This window comes from Amycolatopsis sp. WAC 01376, from assembly GCF_003947415.1.
Classification (GTDB): domain Bacteria; phylum Actinomycetota; class Actinomycetes; order Mycobacteriales; family Pseudonocardiaceae; genus Amycolatopsis.
In genome coordinates this window covers 328,501-354,746 of the sequence record NZ_QHKL01000004.1, presented here as the reverse complement: position 1 = coordinate 354,746, position 26,246 = coordinate 328,501, and the positions used below count along the sequence as shown (strand labels likewise).

22 protein-coding genes are annotated in these 26,246 nt (G+C 69.4%); 12 read left to right on the top strand and 10 right to left on the bottom strand.

The genetic code is table 11. The features are described 5' to 3' along the window. The first annotated feature begins 141 nt into the window (after positions 1 to 141). Both DMH03_RS24290 and DMH03_RS24285 read left to right on the top strand, forming a co-directional pair. Entirely contained in the window at positions 142 to 1,542 is a 1,401-nt protein-coding gene (locus tag DMH03_RS24290) for an RNA polymerase sigma factor (RefSeq protein WP_125794301.1), read from the top strand. 19 nt (positions 1,543 to 1,561) lie between these two features. Next, the gene (locus DMH03_RS24285; protein WP_125794300.1) at positions 1,562 to 2,761 is read left to right on the top strand and encodes a hypothetical protein; all 1,200 of its coding nucleotides are present in this window, start codon (positions 1,562 to 1,564) and stop codon (positions 2,759 to 2,761) included. Between the two features lie 7 nt (positions 2,762 to 2,768). Here DMH03_RS24285 and DMH03_RS24280 read toward each other — a convergent pair whose 3' ends face one another. Further along, positions 2,769 to 4,850: a tetratricopeptide repeat protein gene (locus DMH03_RS24280; RefSeq protein WP_125794299.1), complete on the bottom strand. Its 2,082-nt coding sequence runs from the start codon at positions 4,848 to 4,850 to the stop codon at positions 2,769 to 2,771. A 130-nt stretch (positions 4,851 to 4,980) separates the two neighbouring features. Here DMH03_RS24280 and DMH03_RS24275 point away from each other — a divergent pair, with 130 nt between their 5' ends. Next, on the top strand, positions 4,981 to 5,805 hold the full coding sequence (locus DMH03_RS24275; protein WP_125794628.1) for an SAM-dependent methyltransferase: 825 nt from the start codon (positions 4,981 to 4,983) through the stop codon (positions 5,803 to 5,805). Positions 5,806 to 6,126: 321 nt separating this feature from the next. Here DMH03_RS24275 and DMH03_RS24270 read toward each other — a convergent pair whose 3' ends face one another. From DMH03_RS24270 to DMH03_RS24260, 3 genes are read right to left on the bottom strand one after another with little or no spacing between them, the layout of a single operon-like run. After that, the gene (locus DMH03_RS24270; RefSeq protein WP_199748999.1) at positions 6,127 to 6,567 is read right to left on the bottom strand and encodes a DoxX family protein; all 441 of its coding nucleotides are present in this window, start codon (positions 6,565 to 6,567) and stop codon (positions 6,127 to 6,129) included. A 26-nt stretch (positions 6,568 to 6,593) separates the two neighbouring features. Beyond that, positions 6,594 to 6,731 (bottom strand): hypothetical protein, encoded by a 138-nt coding sequence (locus tag DMH03_RS42375; protein ID WP_199748998.1) that lies wholly within the window; start codon positions 6,729 to 6,731, stop codon positions 6,594 to 6,596. A gap of 50 nt (positions 6,732 to 6,781) precedes the next feature. Beyond that, positions 6,782 to 7,195, bottom strand: coding sequence for a VOC family protein (locus tag DMH03_RS24260; RefSeq protein WP_125794298.1), 414 nt, complete (start codon positions 7,193 to 7,195; stop codon positions 6,782 to 6,784). 82 nt (positions 7,196 to 7,277) lie between these two features. Here DMH03_RS24260 and DMH03_RS24255 point away from each other — a divergent pair, with 82 nt between their 5' ends. Then, positions 7,278 to 8,192, top strand: coding sequence for a sigma-70 family RNA polymerase sigma factor (locus DMH03_RS24255; protein WP_125794297.1), 915 nt, complete (start codon positions 7,278 to 7,280; stop codon positions 8,190 to 8,192). Between the two features lie 5 nt (positions 8,193 to 8,197). Then, on the top strand, positions 8,198 to 8,650 hold the full coding sequence (locus DMH03_RS24250) for a VOC family protein (RefSeq protein WP_125794296.1): 453 nt from the start codon (positions 8,198 to 8,200) through the stop codon (positions 8,648 to 8,650). A 212-nt stretch (positions 8,651 to 8,862) separates the two neighbouring features. Here the strand turns inward: DMH03_RS24250 and DMH03_RS42105 are convergent, their stop codons facing one another. Further along, positions 8,863 to 9,024: a hypothetical protein gene (locus DMH03_RS42105; protein ID WP_158633112.1), complete on the bottom strand. Its 162-nt coding sequence runs from the start codon at positions 9,022 to 9,024 to the stop codon at positions 8,863 to 8,865. 341 nt (positions 9,025 to 9,365) lie between these two features. Between DMH03_RS42105 and DMH03_RS24245 the strand changes: the two genes are divergently transcribed. Continuing rightward, the gene (locus DMH03_RS24245; RefSeq protein WP_125794295.1) at positions 9,366 to 10,028 is read left to right on the top strand and encodes a class I SAM-dependent methyltransferase; all 663 of its coding nucleotides are present in this window, start codon (positions 9,366 to 9,368) and stop codon (positions 10,026 to 10,028) included. Here the strand turns inward: DMH03_RS24245 and DMH03_RS24240 are convergent. Continuing rightward, complete coding sequence (locus DMH03_RS24240; protein WP_233611613.1) at positions 10,018 to 10,707, bottom strand: choice-of-anchor P family protein; 690 nt, start codon at positions 10,705 to 10,707, stop codon at positions 10,018 to 10,020. The genes DMH03_RS24245 and DMH03_RS24240 overlap by 11 nt on opposite strands. A gap of 24 nt (positions 10,708 to 10,731) precedes the next feature. Beyond that, positions 10,732 to 11,556, bottom strand: a complete 825-nt coding sequence (locus DMH03_RS24235; protein ID WP_199748997.1) for a L,D-transpeptidase — start codon at positions 11,554 to 11,556, stop codon at positions 10,732 to 10,734. Between the two features lie 385 nt (positions 11,557 to 11,941). On the opposite strand from DMH03_RS24235, the gene DMH03_RS24230 reads away from it, so the two are divergent. The 4 genes from DMH03_RS24230 (at position 11,942) to DMH03_RS24215 (ending at position 16,958) form a co-directional block, all read left to right on the top strand. After that, complete coding sequence (locus DMH03_RS24230) at positions 11,942 to 12,307, top strand: hypothetical protein (protein WP_125794293.1); 366 nt, start codon at positions 11,942 to 11,944, stop codon at positions 12,305 to 12,307. 3 nt (positions 12,308 to 12,310) lie between these two features. Then, a complete protein-coding gene (locus DMH03_RS24225; RefSeq protein WP_125794292.1) occupies positions 12,311 to 13,324 on the top strand; it encodes a hypothetical protein in 1,014 nt (337 codons plus the stop codon). 73 nt (positions 13,325 to 13,397) lie between these two features. Continuing rightward, positions 13,398 to 16,325, top strand: coding sequence for a BTAD domain-containing putative transcriptional regulator (locus tag DMH03_RS24220; protein WP_158633111.1), 2,928 nt, complete (start codon positions 13,398 to 13,400; stop codon positions 16,323 to 16,325). 207 nt (positions 16,326 to 16,532) lie between these two features. Beyond that, a complete protein-coding gene (locus DMH03_RS24215) occupies positions 16,533 to 16,958 on the top strand; it encodes a VOC family protein (protein ID WP_125794290.1) in 426 nt (141 codons plus the stop codon). 168 nt (positions 16,959 to 17,126) lie between these two features. On the opposite strand, the gene DMH03_RS24210 is transcribed toward DMH03_RS24215, so the two are convergent. After that, positions 17,127 to 17,789, bottom strand: coding sequence for a hypothetical protein (locus DMH03_RS24210; RefSeq protein ID WP_125794289.1), 663 nt, complete (start codon positions 17,787 to 17,789; stop codon positions 17,127 to 17,129). Positions 17,790 to 18,407: 618 nt separating this feature from the next. Between DMH03_RS24210 and DMH03_RS24205 the strand changes: the two genes are divergently transcribed. Continuing rightward, the gene (locus DMH03_RS24205; protein ID WP_125794288.1) at positions 18,408 to 18,998 is read left to right on the top strand and encodes a sigma-70 family RNA polymerase sigma factor; all 591 of its coding nucleotides are present in this window, start codon (positions 18,408 to 18,410) and stop codon (positions 18,996 to 18,998) included. 9 nt (positions 18,999 to 19,007) lie between these two features. On the opposite strand, the gene DMH03_RS24200 is transcribed toward DMH03_RS24205, so the two are convergent. Then, the gene (locus tag DMH03_RS24200) at positions 19,008 to 21,434 is read right to left on the bottom strand and encodes an NB-ARC domain-containing protein (protein WP_125794287.1); all 2,427 of its coding nucleotides are present in this window, start codon (positions 21,432 to 21,434) and stop codon (positions 19,008 to 19,010) included. A gap of 55 nt (positions 21,435 to 21,489) precedes the next feature. Then, positions 21,490 to 24,789: a right-handed parallel beta-helix repeat-containing protein gene (locus DMH03_RS24195; RefSeq protein WP_125794286.1), complete on the bottom strand. Its 3,300-nt coding sequence runs from the start codon at positions 24,787 to 24,789 to the stop codon at positions 21,490 to 21,492. Positions 24,790 to 24,921: 132 nt separating this feature from the next. On the opposite strand from DMH03_RS24195, the gene DMH03_RS24190 reads away from it, so the two are divergent. Continuing rightward, the gene (locus DMH03_RS24190; RefSeq protein ID WP_233611612.1) at positions 24,922 to 26,058 is read left to right on the top strand and encodes a S8 family serine peptidase; all 1,137 of its coding nucleotides are present in this window, start codon (positions 24,922 to 24,924) and stop codon (positions 26,056 to 26,058) included. The last annotated feature ends 188 nt before the right edge of the window (positions 26,059 to 26,246 follow it).

Below are 26,246 nucleotides of genomic sequence, written 5' to 3'. Positions count from 1 at the left end.
GGTCAGCACGTTCGGGTGGCAGAAAAGGCTCCTCAATAGGCGGCGCTCGCTCACTGGATGTGCAGAACCTCGTGACCACATCCACCGGACCGGCAGGTGCCTTTCACTCGAAGGGGCACAGTCGTCCGAAAGCTCGCGTCGATGGCTCACGCGGCTCGTCTCTACGACATGACCCCACCGGAAGACCCGCTGCTCAAGTGGGAACGTATCGCCTGCGCCATCGATCAGTACCTGCCCGACATGTACGCCGCTTGTTTCAAGATAGTGAAGAACGTCCATGATGCCGAGGACGCGACCCAAACGGCCGTCGAGAAGGCCATGAAGAAGGCACCCGGCAAGGACGTCAAGGACGTGCGTGCCTGGCTCTGCATGGTCGCGATCAATTCGGCACGGGACCTCTTGAGGAAGCGAAAGGCGTCCCGTGAAGACATGTGGACGGAAATCGAGGACGGCGCGGATCCGCGCGCCGACTTCTTCCGTGCCACCCGGTTGCGGCTCGACATGCTGGAGTTCCTTGACCGGGTCTGGAGATTCCTGGACAAGACCCGCTACGAGGACGTCGTCCTGCACCTGGAAGTGGCGCTCAAGCTCTCCACGGAAGTCCAGCTGGCCGAACAGTCCGGCGTGCGGCTGAACGAGGTGAGGAACCGGCGCAGGCGGGGCGCGAAAGCGCTCCGCGACGCGGCCACGGTGACGGTGCTCGTCACCGATCCCGGCGAGGGACCGAACCGCTGTGTGATCCCGCGCTGCCTTGCGGAGCGCAAAGAAGACTCGCCGGAGCTGCTTCGCGAAGTCCGGTCTCATATCGGTGCGTGCAAGCGGTGCGGTCGCCGCTGCGACGACCGCACCGCCCTGATGAGAATCATTTTGGCCGTTCCCGGGCTGGCCATGGCCGGAGATCTGCTCGATCGGTTCCTCCCCACGGTCAAGTACAAGGTCGCCGCGGCCACAGCCGCGGCGGTCGTGATCTCGATATCGCTCTTCCCGCACCCTGATGCGGGGGAAGCCCTGCCCGCGGAGCCGACCATCGCGGCGCCCTCGACTCCGGTCGAGGTGCCGGTCCCGCTGCCCCCGCCGCCCCCGCTGCCTGGACCGATCGACCAGCCGAGCGCGCCGTCAGCGGTCACCGGCGACCCGGCCTCGGCGACGCGGACGAACGTCCCGCCGCCGGCCGCCGTACCTCCGGCCGCCGGTGGGAACGGCGTGCGGGACTCGGCCCTGTCCGTGACCGATTCCTGGGTTCAGCATCGTCAGATTGCGGCCGCAGACAGTGGTACCTGCGGCAGCAAGCCGACCTCCTCGACCGTTCGTGTGACGGTCTCGCCCGGTGCCAAGTCGGCGTTGATCCTCGTGACCGTCCCCGGGAGCACGTTCTCCTTGCCGATGGAGGGCACCGCCGAGGGAACCCGGTGGACCGGGCAAGTCGGACCCGTTTACAACGAGGACGCCCAGGCGAGTCTCGGCATCGCGGTCGAAATCGTCGGCACCGGCGGCGCGCGAATGGTGAAGGACCTGGGGAAAATCGATGTCTTCCCGTGCTGAACCAGTGCTGTCACCGAGCATGACGGATACGGGCCGGGTGATCGCGGCAGGCGACCGCGTGGCCGACTTCTGGATGAGCCTGCCCGGTGTGAAGCGGATTCTTGTCGTGGTGCCGCACGTCCAGGCAGGCGAACGGCTGCTGGACATCTTGCCCGCACTGGAAAGCGACATGCGGATCCAGGTGATGCTGTCGACTCCGGAAACCGGATACCGCTGGGCGGGAATCGGCGAGTACGTCCGTCGGTTCGACGGCCTGGTCATCCCGTGGCGGCAGGCCGTGAGCACACGGTTCGACCTGGTGCTGGCGGCCTGCGACTGGGGTCTGGCCGAACTCGACGGGCCGGTCGTCCTGATGCCACACGGGGTGGGCAGCCTCGGGTCCAGGATCGGGTACGACGGCGACGTCCGGCGGCACGGTCTGCACCGCGATCACCTCATGCGCGGTGACGACGTGATCCCGGCCGCCCTGGCGCTCGCGACCGACGACGAAAAGCTCGTGCTGGCCGAAACCTGTCCCGAGGCGCTGCCCGGCGCGGTCGTCGCAGGCGACCCGTCGTTCGACCGGATGCTGGCAGGCCGTCCGTATCGGGACGCGTACCGGCACGCGCTCGGCGCGTCCACGGGGCAGCGGATCGTGGTCGTCTCGTCGACCTGGTCGAAACACTCGCTGTTCGGTACCGACCCGACGATTTTCGCCCGGCTGGTCGAGGAACTGCCGCAGCCGGACCATCTGGTGGTGGCGGTGCTGCATCCGTTCGTTTGGCATGCCTACAGCCGTCGGCAGGTCCTCGCGTGGCTGTCCGGTCCGCGTGAGCGCGGGCTCGTCCTCCTGCCGCCGGAGGAGGGCTGGCGGGCGGCACTCGCGGCCGCCGACCTCGCCGTCGGGGACCTCGGCTCGGTGCTCCAGTACGCCGCGGGCCTCGGTCTGCCGACCCTGATGAGCGCTGGTTCCCTCGACGGCGTGCGGGCGGGCAGCCCGGCCGACCTGGTTTCGCGGATCGCGGCGCCGTTGCGTCTCGATCGTCCGCTGGCGCCGCAGGTGTACCGGGCGAAGCCGCCCACCGACCTCAAGCGCGCGGAGGTGGTGCGGACCATCACGGGACGCCCGGGGCAGGCACTGACCATCCTGCGCGAGACCTGCTATGCGTTGCTGGGCCTGGACCAGCCGGCACACCGGGTGCCGGTGTCACCCGCGTTGCTGCCGGAGCCGATCGAGTGAACCGGCCTCACGCCGAGCGGATCCGGGCCCGGATCCGCTCGGCGCGGGGATCGTTCATGGCGGTGCAGGCGTCGAGTGCCTCGGTCCAGTACCGTCGCGCCCCGTCGTGATCCCCGGAAGCGCTGAGCACTTCCGCCAGTTTCTCCAGCACGGGGACGCGCAGCGTGGCGGCCTCCGAAGACGGGAGCGACCGCAGTCCTCGCCGCAACGCCGACACCGCCTCGCCGGGGGCGCCGCGCGCCGCGTGGACCGCGCCCAGCCCGGCGATCGCCTGCGCCTGGCAATGGAGATCGCCGATCGACTCGGAAAGCCCCGCCGAGCGCACGAAGTGGTCGGCGGCGGCCTCGAACTCGCCTTGATCGGCCAGCGCGTGGCCGAGGTAGCAGAGGAGAAGCGCCGTCCCACGGGTGCGTCCCTGCGCTTCGTTGAGTTCGAGGGCACTTCGGTAGTGCTCGATGGCTTCCGGGAGGTGGCCGCACGCATGCTCGGCGGCACCCAGCCCTTCCAGCGCGGTCGCCTCGCCTGCCCGGTCGTCAATCGACCGGGCGACGGCCAACGCCCGCCGATACGGGCCGAGCGCCGCCGCGGGCTCGCCGACGCGCAGGTGGACCGAAGCGGACTGGTTCACCATCCGTACCTCGACACCGGAGTCCCCGGACAAGGTCGCGGCTTCGACCGCGAGGGCGCCGGCGCCGATCCACTCGTCGTAGTGCCCGCGATAGAGGAACAATCCCCAGAGCGCGTCGTACAGGCGGCACACCAGCTCGTACCAGCCGCGCGAGTACGCGATCCGCAGGCACGCGATCAGGTTCGGCAGTTCGCGCTCGAGCCAGTCCAGCGCCGATACCCGCGTGTCGAACTCCGTCGGCGCGGGAGCGTGGTGCGGCCGCAGCGGCGTCGCCGCACTGTCGGCGGCCGCGGCGCGGTCCCGGTAGTACGACACAGCCGACCACACCGCCCGCTGCCGTTCGGCCTCCGGCTCCCGCAGTTCCGCCAGGCGCCGAGCGTGCAGACGCCCCAGGTCGTGAAAGCCGTAGCGATCGAAAGCCTTGTCCGTGACCATGTTCGCGTCGGCCAGCACACCGAGCGAATGCTCCGCCTCTGCCTCGGACGTCCCGGCGAGCGCCGCCGCGACCCCACTGCCGAAATCGCTGCCGGGGTACAGCCCGAGCAGCCGGTAGAGGCGTGCCGCGCCAGTCGGAAGCCCGCGATAGGAGAGGTCGAAGCACATCTCGACGGACGAGGTCCCGTCCTCGCCGACGAAGGCCCGCAGTCGACAACGTTCATCGGCGAGTTCCCTGGCCACCCTCGCCAGCGGCCAGTTCGGCCGGACCGCCAGCCGGGCCGCGGCGAGGTGCACCGCGATCGGTATGCCGCCGCACAGCTCCGCCAGATCCCGGGCCGATTCCGGTTCGGCGGCGACGCGTTCCCGGCCGATCGCGCGGCCGAGCAACTCCACCGACGTGTCCTGGGAAAGGGCGCCGACGTCCACCGTGGCGCCGCCGTGCGCGACGAGTCCGCTCAATCGTCGACGGCTTGTCACCACGACCACGCTCCGCGGCGAAACGGGCAGCAGCATCGCTACTTGCTCACTGGAGGCGGCGTCGTCGAGCAGCACGGCGATCGACCTGCCCGCGGTGAGCGAGCGGTACACCGCGGCTCTCCGCGCTGCCCGGAGCGGGATGTCCGAGGGCGGCATTCCCAGTCCGTGGAGGAGATCGCCGAGGATCTCGACCGGGCTGATCGGTCCGGCCGGACCATATGCGGACAGGTTCGCGTACAACTGCCCGTCGGGAAAGTGCCGGCGTGCGTGGTGCAGCCAACGCAGGGCGAGAGCCGTTTTGCCCACACCGCCAGGACCGGTCAGCACCGCGAGCGCGGGCCTGTCCCGGTGGATGTCGCCGAGCAGGGTGTCCGTCAACCTGTCCAGCTCGCCGGTCCGCCCGCTGAAATGCGCGGGCGACGGGGGAAGCTGATAGGGCACCGGCGCGGGGCGGACGTCGTGGACGTGGATGTCGCCCTGCACGACCCCGGTCTGGATGACCGAGCCGCCGACGGCGTGCGCGACCTCGTTGGTCGTATGGTCCACGGCCCACCTCCGCTTTCGAGGCTAGCGGCGTATTTCCCGCGTTTCGGCGCGTTCACCGCAAGGGAGTACCGGTACTGTGCGCATCTTCGATGCGTTGCCTGCGCGAAGGTCTTGGGGGATCGGGATGAGCATGGATGAGGCCGCACGGGTGGCCGCGTCGGTGGACAAGGTTTCGGTGGGGCGGGTGTACGACTACCTGCTCGGCGGGACGCACAACTACGCCGTCGACCAGGCTTTCGCCGAGAAGCAGCTCGCCGTGCTGCCGGAGATCCGGGATTTCGCCCGCGCGAACCGGGCGTTTCTCGGTCGTGCCGTCCGTTTCATGGTGGGGCAGGGGATCCGGCAGTTCGTGGACATCGGATCCGGGTTGCCGACGCAGGGCAACGTGCACGAGGTCGCCGATGAGGTGGCGCCGGGTGAATGCCGGGTGGTCTACATCGACAACGAGCCGATCGCGCAAGCGCACGCCCAGATCCTGCTCGAAGAGACGGCGGACCCGGCCCGGCATGCCGCGCTGGACGCCGATTTCTTCGACCGGCGCCTGCTGTGGGACCGCGTGATGGACACCGGCCTGATCGATCGGAGGGAGCCCATCGGGCTGCTTCTGGTCGCACTGCTGCATTTCATGCCCGACGAGCAGAATCCGCACGCCGCACTCGGTTTCCACCGCGCGATGCTGCCGCCGGGCAGCTTCCTGGCCGTGTCGCACATTCACGTCGCGCCCGAGGACGTCGAGACGCAGAACGCGGGCAAGCGGGTGGCGCAGGAGTACGGGCGCCGGACCAACCACGCCGCGATCATGCGTTCACGCGAGCAGATCGCTGAGTTCTTCGGAGACCTGGAGCTGGTCGAGCCCGGGCTGGTGTGGCTGCCTCGGTGGCGCCCCGACGTCGCGGGCGCCGACAAGGACGCCCCGCGTTCCCGCGGCTTGGCGGGCGTGGCACGCACGCACTGAAACCCGCGAGCAGAGCGCCGTACGATGCTCCGCGAGACCTGTCTGGCCGATGACGCGTTGGGCGACTGTCTGCTGTACTGAACCATGACTCTGCGCAAGCCCCGCCGGAAACCCCGGATTCGTCTCTGGAAAAGGGCAACGGGGCGATCCGATCCCCAGCGCGCCGACGATTCAGGCGGCGAAGAATCGAGCCAGGCGGCGGAGTACTGGCGAAAGCGCAACAACGAGTACTTCGCTCGTCAGCGGCAGCTTAAAACCACTCAGTCGCCACCACCGCCCGGCTTCTGATCCCCTTGCCTGCCACAGCACGTACGGGTATCGCTAGTTCGTCGGATGTGGTGCTCGGGCCGTGTGCGAGGCAGGAGCCCGCAGGAGGTCTCGCCAGTCGTGGGGCCAGTTGGCCAGTGCGAGGATCCCGGTGATGACGAGATGTGTCGGCGCGGCCCAGCTTTCGGCGGGCCCGTCCTGGTTGATGATGTGGGTGGTGACCGCGCCGGTGAGGACGAACATCAGCGTGGTGGCGCCGAGGAAGCGTGTTCGTCTGCTCGGGATCACGAGCAGGATCGCGGCGAGACCTTCCAGCGTCCCGACCGGGAACCGCATCCAGGACGGGTAGCCCCATTCGGCGAACTGTGCCGCGTAGGGCGGGCCGAAGAACGTTTCGCCCGGCCAGTACTTGGTGATGGCGCCCAAGGCGAACTGAAGGGCCAGGAACCAGTACAGGCCGGTCATCGCGTGCCGTGGCCAGGTTCGGGTGGTCATCCGTCTGTCCTTTCGCGACTGAAGAGTCAGGAGGCGTCGGTGGTGACTTGCCACAGGTAGCCGTCCGGGTCGCTGAAATAGCCGTAGTACCCGCCCCATCTGGCGGCGGCCGCCTCATAGAACTTCTTGGCGCGGAGCATGATGGCGCTCATCTGCGGTGACACGTTCTCTCCTGGTGATCTCGGGGTGGTTCGGCGCCGGTCGTCAGGAACGGCTATTCCGCGTAGGGCTGGTCCGTTCCCTGGTCGCTGTAGCCGAGACTCCAGATGTAGCCGTCCGGATCCGCGAAGGAGCCGCCGTACCCGCCCCACGGCAGGGCACCCGCGGGCTTGAGGATCTTGGCGCCGGCCTTCTCGGCTTCCGCGATGATCTCGTCGACCCGTGCCTCGCTACGGACGACGTAGGTGAGGACGAGCCCGCTGAAGCCGCTGCCTTCCGGGCTGGTGCCCACCTGCTCGGCCAGGCCGTCACGCCGGTAGAAACCGACGGGCGAGGCTCCGTCCGATTCGAAGAACACCGAGACGCCGTAGTCGTCCTTGACCTTCCAGCCGAGCCCCTCGGTGTAGAACTGCTTGGCCCGGTCCATGTCCTGGACGGCGAGGAGGATCGAGCTGACGTGCGCTTTCATGCCTTGTCTCCTTTGTACTGTCACATCGGCTTGGTGTCGCCGGTCAATCGGTATGACAGACCGAGACGGAGGAATGTGACCGATGGCCGAACACGACTGGCTGAGCGAGCGGTTCACCGAGCACCAGGACCGCTTGCGGGCGCTGGCCTACCGGATGCTCCGCTCACCCGGCGACGCCGAGGACGCGGTGCAGGAGGCGTGGCTGCGGGTCAGCCGCGCCGACACCGACCAGGTGGAGAACCCGGGCGGGTGGCTGACCACGGTCGTCGCCCGGGTCTGCCTCAACATGCTCGAGGCACGTCAGGCCCGGCGTGAAGAGCCGGCCGGGGCGCTGCCGCCCGAGCCTGCCGCGCCACACCCGAGCGGCCCGGTCGATCCCGAGGACGACGCGCTGCTGGCCGACTCGGTCGGTGTCGCGCTCATGGTGGTGCTGGACACGCTGACCCCCGCCGAGCGGCTCGCGTTCGTCCTGCACGACATGTTCGCCGTGTCCTTCGGCGAGATCGGCGCCATCATCGACCGCTCCCCGGCGGCGGCCCGGCAACTCGCCAGCCGGGCCCGGCGGCGGGTACAAGGAGCGGCCTCGGCATCCGATGCCGCGCGATCCCGGAAGCGGGAGGTCGTCGCCGCGTTCCTCGCCGCCTCCCGGGACGGGGATTTCGCCGGTCTGCTCTCGGTGCTCGATTCGGAGGCCGTACTCGTGGCCGATCCGGCGGCCGTGCGGATGGGCGCGACCGCCGAGGCCCGCGGCGCCGACGCGGTGGCGGCCGTCTTCGCCGGCCGAGCCGAGGCCGCCCGGCTCGCCCTGGTCGACGGCGTTCCGGCCGCGGTCTGGGCGCATCGAGGCCGGCCGCAGGTCGTCTTCGGTTTCACCATCACCGACGGGAAGATCACCGGTATCGCCCTGCAGGCCGATCCGGACCGGCTCCGTGACCTCGACATCGTGTTTCTCGGCACCGGTGACCAGGAGCCGGATGGTCCAGGGAAAGGAGCGTGACCGGCATGGATCTCAAGCTGTCGTACTGCACGCTCGCCGTCCATGACCTAGACGAGGCCCTCGGCTTCTACCGCGACGTGCTCGGCTTCAAGGCAAGCGAGGACGTCGAATTCGCGGTGAGCGTCAGTCCACCGTCCCAGCCGAACGTGCGGATCGCTCTGACTCTGCCCGACATGGACCAGGGAGCCTCACCGGCCGACCGGCAGGCGATCGAAGACCTCATGGCCAAGGGACTGCTGGGTCGCCTGGTCTTCGTGACCGACGACTGCGACGCCACTTTCGAGCACATCGAGGCCATGGGCGCCGACGTGATGCAAGAACCCATCGACCAACCTCACGGCGCCCGCGACTGCGCCTTCCTCGACCCCTCCGGGAACATGCTGCGCTTCACCCAACCGGCACACGCCGCTCCAGTCAGGCGCTTGCGTGAGTTTTCGCGGTCCGTGGGGATGTCGTGAAGGGCACCTTTGAGACCTTCAAGGTCTCAAAGGTGCCCTTCACGACAAGGAGTTCGACGCCGGGCCGTTGGAAGCGCTGAAGAGCAGGGGAGGGGGGCCTTCATGTACTTCAACCCGGCATCACGCAAGAAGCGCCACAGGTCACGCAGTAGGTACCCAAGGGGAAGCTCGCCAGAACACGAATCGCCACTCACGACCACCGGCACCGAGTTTCAGTCCGGACGGTGTATCGGTGGGCTGGCGTCGAGGATGTCCGTCGCCCTGACGACGCGAGCGGGGGCATCGGTGGGGACGCCGTCCGGGCGGACCGGTACCCAGGTGGTGCCGGTGTGCTCGTCGCGCAGGCTGCATCCCGCGACCGTTCCGGTTCGCACTCGCCCTGCCTGTTCGACCGAGGTAGCCGGACGGGAAGAGCCTCGGCGCGTGTGGCGGCGATAACGGACTCGCCAGCCCGGCGGGTAGCCGCCACCGTGGCGAGTGGGCCAGTCCTGGCGAGAGCTCTCGGCCGGGCATCGTCCTGCCGGCGCTGGTTCACGCGGAGGGTCGTCGGTCGGCACCTCTGGTCACCCCGATCCAGTCAGCTTCACCATCACCGGCCGGCCGCGGTCCAGGGCGCGTCCTTCCCAGAATAGAGCCTTTCGGCCGCTGAACGGCACATCCACGTGGGTGGTTGGACGACTGTCGACAGACCGATCGCAGAAGCTACGGTTCGCTGATGACCTGGTTGAGTGAGACCCGGAACTCGTACGACACTCTCGCGGCCGGCTACGCCGATGAGACCCGAGACCTGCTCGGCAGGAAGCTTCACGTTCGCGCGGGGGTGGTGTTGTTCGCCGATCTGGTCCGCGCGATCGGTGGCGGGCCTGTCGCGGATGTGGGCTGCGGGCCGGGGCACACCGCCGCGCTGCTGCGGGAGCTGGGCGTGGACGCGTTCGGTATCGACCTGTCGCCCGCGATGATCGAGATCGCTCGCCGAGAACACCCCGATGTGCGATTCGAGGTCGGTTCGATGACCGACCTCAAGGTCGACGAAGGCTCTCTCGCCGGTGTGCTCGCGTGGTGGTCGCTGATCCATATCCCGGACGAGGTGGTGCCGGGCGTGCTCGCGCGGTTCCACCGGATCGTGCGGCCGGGCGGGATGGTGGCCGTGGGTTTCCACGTCGGGGACGAACCGGAGGACAAGACGAGCGGGAACGGCGACCAGTCCACGCGGGCGGCGGACGGGTACCTTCGACGGCCGTCCCGCGTGGCCGATTGGCTCCGCGAAGCGGGTTTCACTGTGGAGGCGCAACATCTGCTGAGTCCGGACGGGCCGAAGCCGGGCGCGATCCTGTTCGCTCGCCGATTCATCGGCCCGCCCGGGGCGGTCAGCCGGTGACGTCCAGGTGCGCGGGGACCGGGGTGGGCTTGGGAGCCTTGCCGCCGGGCTGAGGCTTGTCACCGCTGGGTTCGGTCGGCGGTTCCGGGGTGGCGCCGGGAGATTTGGCGCAGGTCGCCGACGCGATGTCCAGCGTCTGCGTCCGGCCCAGCAACTTGGCCGATACCGCGGTCACGGTGAGCGTGCCGCCGGCGTTCTTGGTCTGCTTGTTCACCACCAGTTCGAGCAACGGGGCCAGCGGGACGGTGGTGTTGGGCGGAACCTGGTCGAGCTTGATCGCCTTGCCGCCGACCTTCAGGTTCGCGATCGACACCGAACCCTTGCCGTCTTGGCATTCGGCCTTGATCACGTCGGCGCTCAGCCCGGGCAAAGTGGCCCCGGCGGGCAAGGTGGCGAGATTCAGCGAGAGACCGGCGACGCTGGACTTGGCGTGCCCCGGTTTCACGTCGGCGTTCAGTGCCTTCGCGCTGACCAGCGACGGGCCGGAGGTCGGCAGCGCCACTGACGCGAGCGACTCCTTGCCCGCGCCGGAAACCGAAGGCGTACGGGGAATCGTGACCAGACCGGACGCGGCGATGGCGTAGGCGGACTCGGCCGGGGCGGCCACGGCGGGGGTGACGGTGAAGGCCAGGCAGGCCGCGGCCGCGACGGCGAGTACGCTGGTTGTGCGTGGGGACAAGGAAATTACCTCCATGATCGGGTTTCAGGTGATGTTCACGACGGTGCCGAGCGGCAGCTCCACGAGGCGGTCCAGTGCCTCGCGGGTGACCCGGATACAGCCGTCGCTGGTGGCCTTGCCGACGAAGCTGTCGTCCGGCCAGGTGTGCAGGCCGACCGTGCCGGGCCCGCCACCGAAGGTCTCGTGCGAATCGGAATGGCTGCTCAGCGGCAGCACGATCGGGCTGTAGGTGTTCACGCTCTCCTTGATCGAGGCGAGAATGAACGCGCGGCCGGTGGGCGTGGGGTGCTCGGGTTTGCCGGTGCCGATGGTCCACGAGCCGATCGGCTTGCCCAGTTCCAGGATTTCCAGGCGGAATGCGGCGAGGTCCACGGTGACCCGGAAGTCGTTGTGCGCCGATTCCACGGTTTCCGGGGTGGCGTGCAGCCAGCCGGTCGCGCCGTTGGGCCGGGCGGGCAGCAGTACCTGTGCCCAGTCGCCCTGCCTGGCGATCACCGGGACCCAGGTCGGTGAGCCGATCTGGGTTTCGGGCAGCCGGGCGATCGGCTCCGTGCCGGGGGCCCGGTAGACGATCGCATCCGCCTTGGGATGCAGTACTTCCTCGCCGGCGGGGAGCGTGGGCGACGGGTCCGTGGGCGCGGATTTCAACTGGCCGAAGGTGTTCGCCTCGGGCAGCGAGGCGAGCATCTCGGGCGACGAGGGTGGCGGCGCCACGGGGGCAGCGGCGCCGCCACCCACGTCCTCGGTGGTACCGCAGCCGGACAGCGGAAGCATTGCCAGCACCAGTACGAGAAGTGCGCGAACCGGATGCGGGCGTGCGCCACCGCAAGAGGTCTGCAGTTCGGTCATCGGGGCCTGTCCTTGCGCAGAGTCATTCGCAACGGGAGACGAATCGGGAACGATCATCTCTAACAGGAAAGCAGTGCGTTGATCAATGCGCACGGTAGGTGATCGGAACGAATCTGCCTGCGGTTTTGTCGCGTTTTACCAGGTCGTTCGAGCGGGTTGAGTTCACTCGATCGAGGTGGAAATGCCTTTTCGCTAATCCGAGGCGGAAATACGCTACGTATTTTCTCCTGCGGCCATTCGGAGGACTCGCGCAATAGTGGCGGGAGCGATGACCACTCGGAGTGTCCTCTCCGTTCCCGATGGCGGCCGGTCAGCCGCGGATCAGCGGCCGGTAAGGAGTCCTTCCTAATCTGACGGCAACCGACCAGCCAAGGGGGAGCCGACCATGCCCGACTTCGAAGTGGAGCTGACCGAGCTGCAGCAAGCGTCCATGAGGCTCGCGGACGGGGGCAACATCGTCCTGAGCGCCTGGTCCGGCACCGGGGAGGCCGACGTACCGGACATACCACCGCCGGTGAGTGTCATCCCCCGATCGGACGGGAACGGGCACTACACCATGCCCAAGCTCCATGCGCTGGACAGCGCCTTCGGCCGCGAACTCGGCTTCGTTGGCGTCGTCCGCGCCTATGACGAGTACCGGACGCTGTTGGAAAGCCAGCTCAGAACGCTGGGAGACCACACGATCGACCTCGCCGAAGCACTGGGGCAAGTGGTCGAGCGGTACCGCACCGCCGACCAGTGGCGGGGCTGAACGATGAGTTTCTTCGATGACTACCTGGATCCTCCGTTCAACCCCGCCGACATCAGCCCGGATCTGCATGAGGCACTCGGATCGATCGTCGAGCAGCTCGAGTTCCTGGACAAGTTGGGCAAGATGCGGCACGGAGGTATCCACCCCGACGCCCGGCAGGAGGTGACGTCGCTGTTCCGCGATGTGTCGGACACCGACGTCAGGCAGCTCGAAGACCTCATCGAAACCCTGCATCGCACGTGGTATCGGCTGGGCAACGATTACGTCGTCGAGTTCGACTTGGCGGCGAAGCAGCTCGAGAACTGGTCCGGCACCGGCGCCACCGCCGCCAAGGAGCGCATCGACCGGGCCAAGACCGCGATCGGGATCAGGGTCAGTAATCTCAGTCAGCTCGAAGCCGGGGCGGTGGCCGCACACGACATCGCCGTCGCGGCCAAGGATGACCTGAAGAGGCTGGCCGAAGCCCTCCAGGAGGCGGTCAAGCAGTTTTGCGCTTCCCAGAGCACGAAAGCGAACGTGGGGCTGAAAGTCCTGGCGGCGGGCCTGGCCGGGGCGGTCACGGGCATGCTCGGGCTGGCCGCGGCTTCGGCGATCACCGGGGGGATCACCCTCGCCGCCGTCGGCGCCACGGGGGCCGCGGGCGCCACGGGAAACATGCTGAGCGTGGGGATCGCGGAACTGGCCGCCGATCCGGTGCAGCTGGCGGGCGGCTCGGCGTTCGAAATCTCCGAATCGCTGATGGAAAAGATCACCAAGATGCGACGCGGCATCGAACACGCCAACGGGGAACTCGCGGCCAAGCTACGGCAGCTCACCGAGTTGGCCATCGGGGACAAGTTGCCCGAGCCGCTGGACCTGCTCCCCGGCGGGAACTTCGACCCGGCGACCTTCCGGACCGACGAAACGCCCGACGCGCTGATCCAGAGGTTTCCGGAAGTCCGGTACCCCTTCGGTGTCGCCGAGGCCGTCGCGCCGATGGACCCGGGCAGCGCGGTCTCCCGGCGGCTGTCCGGGTAGCGACTGCAAAGTGTTTCGTGGCAAGAGGAACTAACCGGCGCCGGGCGCAGTCGACACCGATATGGAACTCGGTGTGCTGGGCCCGGTGGAAGTCATCAAGGACGGCCGTCAGATCCCGCTCGGCGCGGCCCGGCTCCGGTGTGTGCTCGGCCTGCTCGCCCTCGAAGCGGGCAGGGTCGTGCCGACCGCCTGGGTCGCCGAGGCGCTGTGGGGTGAGCGGCCGCCGCGCGGGCAGGCCAACTCGATTCAGGTCACGGTCTCGAAGCTCCGCCAGGTGGTCGCGGGCGAGGCGGTCATCACCCGGCGCGGCCAGGGCTATCTGCTCGACGTCGATCCCGGCGCGGTCGACCTGCATCGGTTCCGGAGCGCGGTGACGAGGGCGGGCACGCTCGGCGCGGGCCAAGACGTCCGGGCGGAATCGATCCTCGCCGACGCGCTGCGGCTGTGGCGGGGTGCCCCGCTGGCTGATGTCGATTCGGACCTGATCCGCCACCGGCTCGTGCCGTCGCTCGAACAGGAATGGCTCAGCGCCCGGCTCGACCACGCCGAGGTGACCCTGCGCCTCGGCGGGCACGCCAAGGCACTGCCCGAGCTGACCGCGCTGGCACGGCAGCATCCCCACCAGCAACGGCTCGCCGCGCAACTGATGCTCGCGCTCTATCGCGACGGCCGCCCCGACGACGCCCTGTCGGTCTACCGCCGTCTGCGGGCGAATCTGGGGCAGCACAGCGGACTCGAACCGTCCCGTGAGCTCCGGAAGTTGCACCAGGACATCCTGCGCGCCGATCCGGCACTGGACCCGCCGACCGCGGAAACCGCCCGTGTCACCCTGCGCGCGGTGAAACCCGCGCAGCTGCCACTGGCCGTCGCGGAGTTCACCGGGCGGGACGCGGAGGTCGCCCGGCTGCTCGGGCACGCGCGCGCCGGGTCCATCTCCGCGCTGGCCGGGCAGGGCGGAGTCGGCAAGACCTCGCTGGCGCTTCAGGTGGCGCACGAACTGGCGGCCGAGTACCCGGACGGTCAGCTTTACGTCAACCTCGGCGGCGCCCGGCCCGGTCCGCTGGAGCCGTCCAGGGCGCTGGTGGGGCTGCTGTCCGCGCTCGGCGTGCCGAGCGGGCACCTACCGGACCGGCTGGAGGAACGCTCGGCGCTGTTCCGCAGTCTGCTCGCGGGCCGCCGCCTCGTCATCCTGCTGGACGACGCGGCGAGCGAAGCGCAGGTGCGGCCCCTGCTGCCGGGCACGCGATCGGTGGTCGTGCTGGTGACGAGCCGGACCTCCTTGCTGGGTCTGGAAGGCACCCACCACCTCCGATTGGACGTGCTGACCCGCGCGCAGGCGGTCGGGCTGCTCGCCAAGGTCGCCGGGGCCACCAGGATCGGCGACGAGCCGGAGGCTGCGGCGGAGCTGGCCGGGCTGTGCGGCCACCTGCCACTGGCCGTCCGGGTGGCGGCCGCCAGGCTCGTCGCCCGGCCGCGCTTGAGCGTTTCGCAGCTCGTCCGCCGGCTCTCCGACGAGCGACGCCGCCTGGACGAACTCGTGGCGGGCGATCTGGCCGTGCGGGCCAGCCTGCGGCTGAGCTATCAGGCGCTGGCCCCGCGGTTGCGGCACGCGTTCCGGACCTTCGCGCTGCTCGGGGTGCCCGACTTCGCTTCGTGGGCGGGCGCCGCGATGCTCGGCGTTTCCGCTGTGGAGGCGGAAGAACTACTCGAAGCGCTTGTCGACGTCCACCTGATCGAAGTGTCCTATGTGGACACGACGGGACGGGCGCGGTACCGGTTCCACGACCTCACCCGGTTGTTCGCCAGGGAATGCGCGTTCGCGGAGGACGACGAGTCGGACCGCGCGGAGTCCCTGCGCCGGGCGGTCGGCTGCTGGCTCGCGCTGGCGGACGAGGCGAACCGGCGCCTCCCGCACCCCGTGCTGGACCTGATCGACGGGACCGCGCCCCGGCCCGCGCTGACGGACGGCTGCACCCGGGAACTGCTCGCCGATCCGATCGCGTGGTTCGACGCCGAACGCGCCTCCCTGCTCGTGCTGGTCGAGGTGGCCTGCCCGGCGCCCGCGTGGGAAGCCGCCCAGGTCTCCGCCGGCTACCTCGCCATCCGGAACCTGCGCGACGAATGGGCTGAGACGAACACGTCCGCGCTGCGAGCGAGCATCGCGTCGGGCGACTGGCTGGGCGAAGCCGTGACGCTGCGCGGACTCGCTCTGCACAGCCTTCCGGTGGATCATCTGGCGGCGCACGAGCACGCGGCCGCGGCGCACCAGCTGTTCGCCGGGCTCGGTGACCGCCGCGGCCGGGCCGACGCGCAGCCCGTGCGCGGCGCCGCACTCCGGCTCGCCGAACGATCGGACGAAGCGATGGAGTGCTTGCGAGAGGCGGTCAAGGCCGCCCGGGGCGAAGCGTGGGTGAGCACCGTGAGCGCGTTGATCCTGATGGCGCTCCTCCACCGCGACGCCGGACGGCTCGACGAGGTCGCACCGTGCCTGCACCGAGCTAGGGGATTGGCACGGCGGCTCAGGGACGAACCGAGCGAGGCCTTCGCTTGGCTGCTCGAAGGCTCGGTGCTCAGCACCCAAGACAAGACCGATGCCGCGGTCGCCGCGTTCGAACGGGCACTGGCGCTGTTCCGCTCGCTCGGTCACCGGGCGACCCAAGCCATGACACTCGTCTACCTCGCTTGCGGCTACACCCGCCAAGGCGACGCGCGCGCCCCATCCCTGCTCGACGAAGCCCTGCGGTTGGCGAAGGACCGCGGCCCCGAGCCGACCGGCTCGATGGCGGTCGGCGCGCTGGTCCGGTTCGTCTTCCCCAGCGCCGAATTCGAGCGCGCGCTGGCGGTGCTCGTGGCGACCGTGCGCCGGGACCGGCCCGCCAGCGTGGGCCTGGTGCCCGAACTCTTCCGCGAGCTGGGCGATTCTTACCAGGTGATGGGCGAACCCACGAAGGCCGACGACGCCTGGGAGCGGTCACGGCACCTCCTGGCGACCCGGTCGTGAACTGGTCCCACGTCGCCTCACTGAACAGATCGGCGCAGGCTGTGCCATCGGCGAATCGGTAGGCCAGGTCGGCCGCCTGTCTCGCGGACGCCACCGTGTTCCGCAGCGTTTCCGCGTCACCAGTGAGTCCTGCATCCTTTGGCGGCCCCGGACCGAGGTCCAGGAATAGCATGAACCTCGGATATCCGAAATGGAAAGGCATCGTGCATGACGAGTCGGTTCGAATGGGCGACCATCGACAGCGTGGATCCGCGGCGGCTGGCGGATTTCTGGTGCGGCGTTCTGGGGTACGTCGTTTATGAGGACAAGAACGGCGCCGCGGTCGAGATCGGGCCCGACCCGGAGGAACCGGACGAACAGCGGTTGGCCGCGTTGCGTGCCGGGCCCGCTGTGCCGAATCTGGTCTTCGTCCGTGTTCCCGAGGCCAAGACCATCGCCAAGAACCGGCTGCACTTCGAGGTCTGTCCGATCGACAGTGACCAGCAGACCGAGCTGGAGCGGTTGCTCGCGCTCGGCGCGTCCAAGACGGATGTCGGACAGGGAGAAGGTCGGTCCTGGGTGGTGATGGCCGACCCGGAAGGAAACGAGTTCTGCCTGGCGCGCAGCCTCGCACCGGGGGAGTTCGACCTGTAGTCCGGAATGATTGCCGGGTGCTCGTAGCTGATTCTCTGCGAATACCTGTAACTCAGACCCGCTGGGGGGACATACGCGTCGAATCGCCACAAGTGACTTGGGTTCCGGCAGGCTTCCGCGGGCGGGTGGTGGTCGTCGTCAACGGGGCGCCTGCTGATGCGGCAGGTGCTAGAGGCTTAACCTGATCAGGACTTCTTCGAGGAAGTCCGGCGCTGACACGATCATGAAACCGAGGCCTGCCAGTGGGATTGCGTATGCTGCAACCTGAAGGCCTTGTCGCAGCGAGCGAATCCCCCGAATCCCCACGAAGCCGATCGCGACTACCGTGGCGAGCAGCAGGACGCCTACGCCTGAGCGGCCGGACTGCCGAACAACGTCCGCGACCAACAGTCCGACCACCACCGCGGTCGCAACCGTGCCGCGGAGATCGGATCGCCCGATCACGCTCAACAGAAACCCGGCGATCAGGCCGCCGGCGATCGCCAGGGCGCACCACAGCACCGTCGTTGACACGTCGATCTCGTACGGCATGCCCGCATACTTGACGCCGTAGACCAGAGCCTTGCCCCAGTAGAAAGCCAGAACGGCCGCGATCAGTGCGCCAACCGCCCGGGCTGCCGCGCGCCACCGAGGTGCGCCGGCGGTCACGGCGACGACCAATACGATCCAGATGGTGAAGCTGTGCGCCAATGGCCTCAGCACATCGCTGTAGTAGGCGTAAGCGCCCACGGCGCCAGATGCCACACCGGCCAGGATCGCGCCGAGATCGAAGGCGCGAAAATAGTCCGACCGGGGCGCCCGTGTCGCGTCGTCCTCGGCCTCAATCGGCACCCTTACCCCCAGCTAGTGCATATCGCGACGACTTGCAGCCTCCTGCAAGGCGTGACGAGGCGGACTCCATCCGTGGTCATTTTCGGCAGCGTACCGCCATGAGCGCGGGCAGAACCCGTGCGCGCTGGGAAGTGCGCTCTCCAGGCGCCCGGCAGTTTCCACTGACGGTCGTGGTGTCGACTTTGTGTGTTCCCGGCTGAGCGAGGGGAACAGCAAGACACAGGTCTGAAGGTTCGACCACGCTAGCCGCTCGGCCGGTTACGCTCGTGTGTCGATCACGGATGACGCGGTCATCCCTTGCAGTTCTGCTTTCAGTTCGTCGTCCTCGCGGGCGAGTGCAGGTCGCTTTCGCGTGGCATGGATACCTCCTCCCGGGTCTTGGGCCCTGAAGCCCGGCTACCCGCCGACTCGTGCGGGAAACCTGGACTGACCGACTGCTGAATCGGTGCGTTTCCGGAGCCGGTCGCTGTGCGGGCTGCGCTGCCGCCTTCGGCGCGCCGGACAGGCCCGGCGCGCTGAGGACCGGAAGAACGCTCGGTGACCAGTTCTGCCGGTCCTTCCGCATGGTCGCCGCCGGCCCCGGACGGTGGAATAGGCGCCAGAGAGAGTCGTCAAGGCATGGAGGTCAGCAGCGTGGCACGCCACCGCAGCACTCAGGTGACCGCGTTGGCCGACCGGGCACCATCGTCGGCCGACGGCAACGCGTTCCTCGCGGCGTTGCACGCCGAGCACCGGGAGCCGTTGCTGCGCTTCACCCGTCGTCTGCTCCCCGTCGACCCGCACCGGGCCGAGGACGTCGTGCAGGAATGCCTGTTCCGTGCCTGGCGGAACAGTGAAACCCTTTCCGTCAAAGGGACTTCGGTGCGCGGGTGGTTGTTCACCGTCGCTCGCAATCTCATTGTCGACTGGGCCCGCCGGGACAACGCCAGGCCGGTCTTGTTCGGCGACGACGACTTCGATCTGCTGCCAGGCCGCGTCGACTTCGCCGACGAGGTCGTCGAGCGGTGTGTCATCGAGGAGGGGCTGGCCCAGCTCACTCCGATGCAGCGCGAAGCACTCGAACACGTCTACCGGCTGGACCGCACCCGCCAGCGCGCGGCGGTGAGCATCGGCGTGCCGGTCGGCACGGTCAAGTCGCGGGTGCACCACGCGAAGATCGCCATGACCGAGGTACTGGCCTGCCACGGGGTCACCGCGGCGGGGTGGTGATCGGCGGGATCAGGCCGATTCGGGGACGGCGACCCCGAGCAGGGTGGCGAGCTTGCCGGCGATACTCCGCGCGATCGGGGTTTCGTACCGGGCGCATTCGGCCAGGGCACGGACCCGGTGCTGGCGGGCCTCCTCCGGCCGGTCGCCGAGGTCGGCCAGCTCCGCCAGCCGGACCATGATCGCGATCTTGTCCTCCGACCAGCGTGACTCGGCCAGCGCGGACCGCAGTTGTTCCTCGGCCTCTCGATGTCTGCCCGCCTGGAAGAGCACCCGTCCGCGCAGGTCCTGAGCCCGCGCGACCACGAAGATCGCGCCGTGCCTGCGTACCAGCGACTCGGCTTCGTCCAGCAGGTCCAGCGCGGTCGCCACGTCGCCGGTCGCCGCCACACTGTCGGCGAGCTGGATCAGCACCATCGACAGCAGTTCGTCGTTGCCCGGCGCGGTGGCCGTACCCCGGTAGTAGGCCTCGCTCAGCCGTTGCGCGGCCACGGCTTCGTCGAATTCGCCGAGAGAGTGCAACATGCTGCCCAGCATGGACTGCGCCAGGTAGCGGCCGTTCGGATAGTCGGCCAGCTCGAACAGAGCCACGGACTGCCGGATGCGCCGCGTGGCCTCTTCCGGCGAGCCGAGCCTGCGGGTGATGGCCGCTCCGTAATACAACGACCATGCTTCCACGACACTGTCGCCTGCCTCGCGCGCCGCCGCCAGCGCGCGTGTCTGCGCTTCCAGTGCTTCACGCGGCTGACCGCAGAGTGCGTAATGCGCCCAGGCCACGTAGTTCAGCTGTTCGGCCGTCGAGCGGGCGTCGCCGAGCGCCTGAGCCGCCGCCGCGCCCATGCCGAACACCTCGCGCCACAGGTCGCCGGTGCCGCGCAGATCCGAGTACCAGTGCATCGCCTGTGTCAGGTCGAGTACTTGACGATGGTCACCGCGTGCCGCGGCGGCCCGCAGTGCGCCACGCCAATGGTTCTGCTCCCGTACCAGCCACCGCGCCGCGGCTTCCCGGTCGCGCACCGGATCGGGCCCGTCGATCTCGACCGTCACCTCCGGCCGGTCGTGGTCGAAGAACTGCGCCGCCTTCGTCGCCACCGTGAGCAGCCAGTTCCGCACCCGGAGCCCGGCTTCCCGCACCTGCTCGGCCCGCTCGTCTGTCTCGAGCCGCTCCATGGCGTAAACACGCAGGAGGTCGTGGGTGGTGTAGCGGCCGGGTGTGCCGCTGTAGCCGAGAAGACTGCGCTCGGCGAGTTTCTCCAGCGCCGCTTCGACTTCGTCCACCGGTTGCCCGGAGGCGACCGCGGCGAGTTCGACGGAGGTGTCCGCACCGGGCACCAGCGCCAGCCGCCGGAAGATCCCGGCGACCGAAGGCGCCAGGTGCCGGTAGGAGATTTCGAACGCGGCGCGGACCTGCAGGTCGCCCGCGGTGAGCACGGACAGCCGCCGTCGCTCGTTCTCCAGCTGGTCGGCGAGATGCGCGATCGTCCACTGGACCCGGCTGGCCAGGCGGTTGCCCGCGATGAGCAGGGCGAGCGGCACCCCACCGCAGAGCTTCGCCAGCCGCCGAGCCGCCTCCGGTTCCGCCTCCAGCCGTCGCCTGCCGACGACGAGGCCGAGCAACTCCACCGCGTCGTCGTCGGGCAGCAGGCCCAGCGGGATCCGGTGCCTCGCGTCCAGCCCGGCCAAGGTGTTCCGGCTCGTCACCAGCACCATGGAACCGGGGCTGGTGGCCAGTAGCGGCCGGACCTGGGCTTCGTTGGCGGCGTTGTCGAGAACCAGCAGGACCTCGCGGTCGTGCAGGAGCGAGCGGTAAAGGGCGAGCCGGTCTTCGGGATCGTTCGGGAGCTGGCGTTCGTCCACCCCGAACCCGCGCAGCAGCCGGTGAACGGCCCGCTCCGGGGTGAGCGGTTCGAGATCCATGCCGCGCAGGTCGAGGAACAGGCAGCCGTTGCCGAACCGGTGGGCGAGCCGGTGCCCGGCGTCCACGGCGAGTGCGGTCTTGCCCGCGCCCGGCAGCCCGTGGATCACCGCGATCTGCAACCGGGACGACGAAGCGGACGTGTCCGCGACGCCGTCCAGCACGCGTTGCTCGGCGTCGCGCCCGGTCAACTCGGTGAGGCTGGGCGGAAGCGCGGCGACGAGTTGGGGCAGCTCGGCGGGGACGACCTTGTCCTGGACGGGCTTGCCCTTGCCGTCGGCGGTTCCCGTCGCCCGGCGCCCCGCGCGGGCGAGGCCCGCGAAGTCCTCGGCCTCCATGCCGGTCAGGCCGAGCCCGTCGACCAGCAGTTCCGCCGTGCGCCGCTGCGGGCTGCGGACCCGCCCGCGTTCCATGTCGCTGATGCTGCGGACACTGATCCCGGTCCGCTCGGCGAGTTCTTCCTGTGTCATCGGGATACGCAGCCGATAGAAGCGGAGGAAGTCACCGAACGCGGTCGTACCCACACGGTCATCCTGCCACGGCGGGCCGTCCCCTCGGAGAGCGGACGGGCGCCACGGATCAGAGGAGATCCGCCGGGGTCAGCAACCGCAGATCCGCGACGGTGGGGGTCCCCGTCGTGCTGAGCCGTCCGGCCTGGCGGGTCATCATGTTCTCCATCACCTGACGGGCGTAGCGCGCGTTGCCGAACGCCTCGTCGCGCACCACGCCCGCGAAATGCTTGCGCAGCGCGATGACGGTCTCCGGGGCGCACTCGTAGCCGTTCGTGGTGGCCATCCGGTGCACGATGGTGACCAGGTCGTCGGTGGTGTAGTTCTCGAACTCGATGTGCCGGGAGAACCGGGAGGCGAGGCCGGTGTTCGAGGCGAGGAACGCCCGCATCTCCGCGGAGTAGCCCGCGACGATCACCACCGTGTCGTCCCGGTGGTCTTCCATCAGTTTCACCAGCGTGTCGACGGCCTCCTGGCCGAAGTCACCGCCCGTGGCGCCCTCGGGAGTCAGCGCGTACGCCTCGTCGATGAACAGCACACCACCGCGCGCGGAGTCGAACGCCTCCCTGGTCAGATGGGCGGTGTGCCCGACGTAGCGCCCGACCAGGTCGGCGCGCGCGACCTCGACGAGGTGGCCTTTGCGCAGCACTCCCAGCGCGGCGAGCAGTTCGCCGTAGAGCCTCGCCACCGTGGTCTTACCGGTACCCGGCGCGCCGGCGAAAACCAGATGGTTGCTGATCGAGGGGACCGGCAGCCCGGCCTGCCGCCGGGCCCGCGCGGTGGAGATCAGGTTCACCAGGTCGTTGATCGCGTCCTTGACCCCTGCCAGGCCGATCATCGACTCCAGCTTCGTCCGCAACGTGGTCAGCGCGTCGCCGTCGCCGTCCTGTGCGCCGTTCACCGCTCCACCGGGTACGTCGGCCGGAAGCAGGAGCGACAGGCTCTGGTCGTCGGCCTCCGGTTCGCTCGCGAGGCGGAACGCCTGCTGGTCCACCATCTCCTCGAACACCTTGCGCGCGGTCCGCCCGTTGCCGAAGTCGTCACCGCGTTCCATCTGTCCGAAGTGGACGGACAAACTGTTCCTGGTGTCCTCGGGCACCTGGTACTGGTGGGCCGTGCACATCCGCTCGGTGATGGTCACCAGTTCGTCGGTGCTGTAGTTCTCGAACTCGATGGTGCGGGTGAACCGGGACGCCAGCCCCGGGTTGGACTGCAGGAACGAGCTCATCTCCTGCGAGTAGCCCGCGGCGACCACCACGAGGTCGTCCCGGTGGTCTTCCATCAGCTTGACAAGGGTGTCGATCGCCTCCCGGCCGAAATCCGGTCCGCTTCCCTTGCTCTGCGCGGACAGCGTGTACGCCTCGTCGATGAACAACACGCCGCCCAGCGCCTTGGTGAAGGTCTCGGTCGTCTTGATCGCCGTGCCGCCGACGATCTGGGCGACCAGATCGGCCCTGGCCACTTCGACCAGGTGACCGTCGCGCAGCACCCCCAGTTCGGCGAGGATGCTGCCGTAGAGCCGGGCGACCGTGGTCTTTCCGGTACCCGGCGGCCCGGCGAAGATCAGATGCCTGCTGGTCGGCGGCGCGACCAGACCGGCCTGTGCCCGCCTCTTGGCCATCTTGTTCAGGTTCACCAGCGTCTTCACCTGGTGCTTGACACCACTGAGGCCGACGAGTGCCTCCAGTTTCGCCAGCGGGACGCCTTCGTCCTCAGTGGACTGCCGGGCCGGGTCGCCTGTCTCGCCGGTCTCGGCGATCTCCACCGTGCTCGCCGTGCTGCCGTCGACGTCCGGGGCGCCGTTGGCGTTGCTGGTCAGGTTCTCCACCGACAGCCGGGCGTCGGGCACGGTGACCCGCAGGCCGCCGCCGGTGTTGTCCGAAGTGGTGCAGTCCACCAGGCTCACCGCGTCGGAGGACTCGATCCGCACGCCGTCACGGCGATTCCCGCTGACCTCGTCGGCGGTCAGCTTCGCCCGCGCGCCGGAGCCGACCCAGATGCCGTGTCCCTTCGAGCGCCGGATCATGGACCGGGACAGCATCAGCTCCCCGCCGTCACGCACCGAGACACCGTCTTCGCCCGCTTCGACGATCTCGCAGTCCCGCAACGAACCGACACCGCCCGGGCCGATCAGGACACCGGACCGACCGGGATTGAACACCCGGAGTGTGCTGACGGAAGGGCTTCCGCCTTCGGAGACACTGAGCCCGGACTGACCTGCGTCCCGTACCTCGGAGTCCTCCAGCCGTCCGCGGCCGTTGCCGGTGACCTCGAAACCGTTGCCACGACAGCCGTTCAGCGTCGCCCGGCGCAGGAGCGGGTTGGCCGCCGCCTCCACCACGACGCCGTGGCCGGTGACGTCATGGATCTCCAGCCGGTCGAACTCGGCGGTCGCGCCGTCGGTGACCAGCAGGCCCACCGACGAACCGCCGCGCACGGCCGTGCGGTTGAACGACGGGCCGCTCGCCTCGTCGACGTGGATGCCCGCACCGGTCGCGTCGGCGACCTCGCAGTCCTCGAAAGTGCCGCGGGACCGCCCGGTGACGCGCATCCCGACGCCGCCGGTCTTGGCCGTGCGGCATCGGCGCAGCACCGGATCGGCGCCGTCGGCGACGGTGATCCCGTCACCGGTGGTGTTCGTGACGCGGCACTCTTCGAGCACCGGTGACGAGTGTGTGCTGACGAAGACGCCGCTCGCGGTGTCCCGGATGGTCGTGTCGAGCACCTTCGTCGCGCTGTCCTCTTCGAGCGCGATCCCCGGCCTGCCGGTGGCGGAGATGTCGCAGTGCTGGACGGTGCCCTGTGCCTGGCCGTTCGCGCAGACGCCGTTGCCCTTGGCGTGCCTCAGGGTGCAGTCCCGTACCACCGGGTTGCCGCGTTCGGCGATCACCACGGCGGAGGTCTGCACGTGTTCGACGACGCAGTCTTCGATCGTGCTGGGGGCTGGCGAGGTGACCACGATCCCCGCGCCGCCGGGATTGGTCACCCGGCAGCCGCGCATCGCGAGCGAGCCCGAATTGCGGGCCAGCACGGCGGTCCAGGCGGCTCCGATGATCTCGCAGTCCTCCACCGCGGCCTGACCGCGCGCCACGTCGACCGCGGGCAGTTCCGCGTTCAGCCCGCGCAGTACGAGACCGGTGAGTTTCACCGCCTCGGCCGCGAGCTGAACCGCGCTGCCCTGCCGCGACACGATCTCCACGCTGCCGCGCGCGTCGCTGGCCGCGATGGTGACCACCTTCGTCACCACCAGCGATTCGTCGTAGCGGCCGGGCAGCACGGAGATCACCGTGCCGTTGCGCGCGTCTCGCAGCGCGGCCGAAATGGTGCGATATCCCTGATCGCGGTCCACCGTGAGCACGTGCCGTGACACGAGCGCTCCCCTCGTCGTTCGGTGAGTCTCCACCAAGGACAACGCAGTGGATGCCGCATTGGGTTCACCGCCCGCCGGAACTGCCGGTCCTTCTTCATGGCCGCGCCCGGCGGCGGATGATGGACTCAGGCGATGAGGCGACAGCTGGCGGTGGCGTGCGCGACACTCACCCTTCTGGCGAACGGTGGCCTCGCGGCCGCGCAGGACACCGAGCTACCCCAGATCCCGCAGGCGTTGAAGCCAGGCCAAGCCTGTACCGCCTCGTCTGGCAAGAAGGTCCCTTCACCGCCGTGGCAGCTTCCTTATCTCGGCGTGGACCGGCTCTGGCCGCTCACCACCGGCGAGGGCGTCACGGTCGCCGTGGTGGACACCGGGGTCGACACGGCGGCGCTGCGGACCGAGGTCGCCGGTGACGGGGGAACGGACTGCGTCGGGCACGGCACGGTCGTCGCGAGCCTGATCGCCGCGCCCGCCGGGGAAGACGGCAAGATCGCCGGACTCGCGCCCGGCGCCCGCGTGCTCGCGGTGCGCGGTACGGACAAACCCGGTGCCGCGACGGCGGCGAGTATCGCGGCCGCGCTCGGCCACGCGGTCGAGGCGGGCGCCCGGATCATCTGCGTGGCGGTGGCCGTCACCGAGGCCGACCCGGCGCTGCGCCAGGCCGTCGATCGAGCGGTGGCGGCGGGCGCGCTCGTCGTGGCCGCGGCCGGTCCGGACTTCACGTCGGCGCGCGACGTCCCGCCGGGCCCGTACTACCCGGCGGCTCTGCCCGGCGTGCTCCCGGTGACCGCCATCGGACCGGACGGGAAACCCGGCGGAAAGGCCGCCCCGATACCTGGATCCGTTGCCGCACCGGGAAACCTGGTCGTGGGCACCGGGCCGGGCGGCGGCCAGGTCGTCGGCGCCGGGCCCGCGTTCGCCGCGGCACATGTCGCGGCCGCCGCGGCGCTGATCCGGTCCTACCGGCCGGAGGCGACGGCGGCCGACCTCGCCCGGCGCCTGCGGGACACCGCGTATCCGCAGGCGGGGGTCAGCGTGATCGATCCGCTCGCGGCGATGACTTCGGTCGCCGCGCCCGGTGGCGGCCCCGCGCCCGCGCGACGCGAACCGGTCGCGGTGGCGCCGATCCCGGATCTCGAGCCCACCCGCCAAGCCGCGCTGCTGCTGGCGGCCGGTGTCGCGCTGGTGGCCGCCCTGCTGGGCGCGGCCGCGGTCGTCGTGCCGAGAGGACGGCGTCGCGGATGGCGGGCTGGCTCTCGTGAATCTTGAGCCTGGGGTGGAGTGACCGTTGCGGCACGGTGACCCCGTTCGCCGAACTCACGTGCTCAGAAACGTAACTCACGTGCTCAGAAACGTAACTCGCGTGCTTGGAAACGTAACTCTTCGGTCCCCTTGGTGCCGGAGCCCCGGGCCTCGACGAGACCCGGGGCTCCGACTCGGCGGCCGGGGTAGCCGCC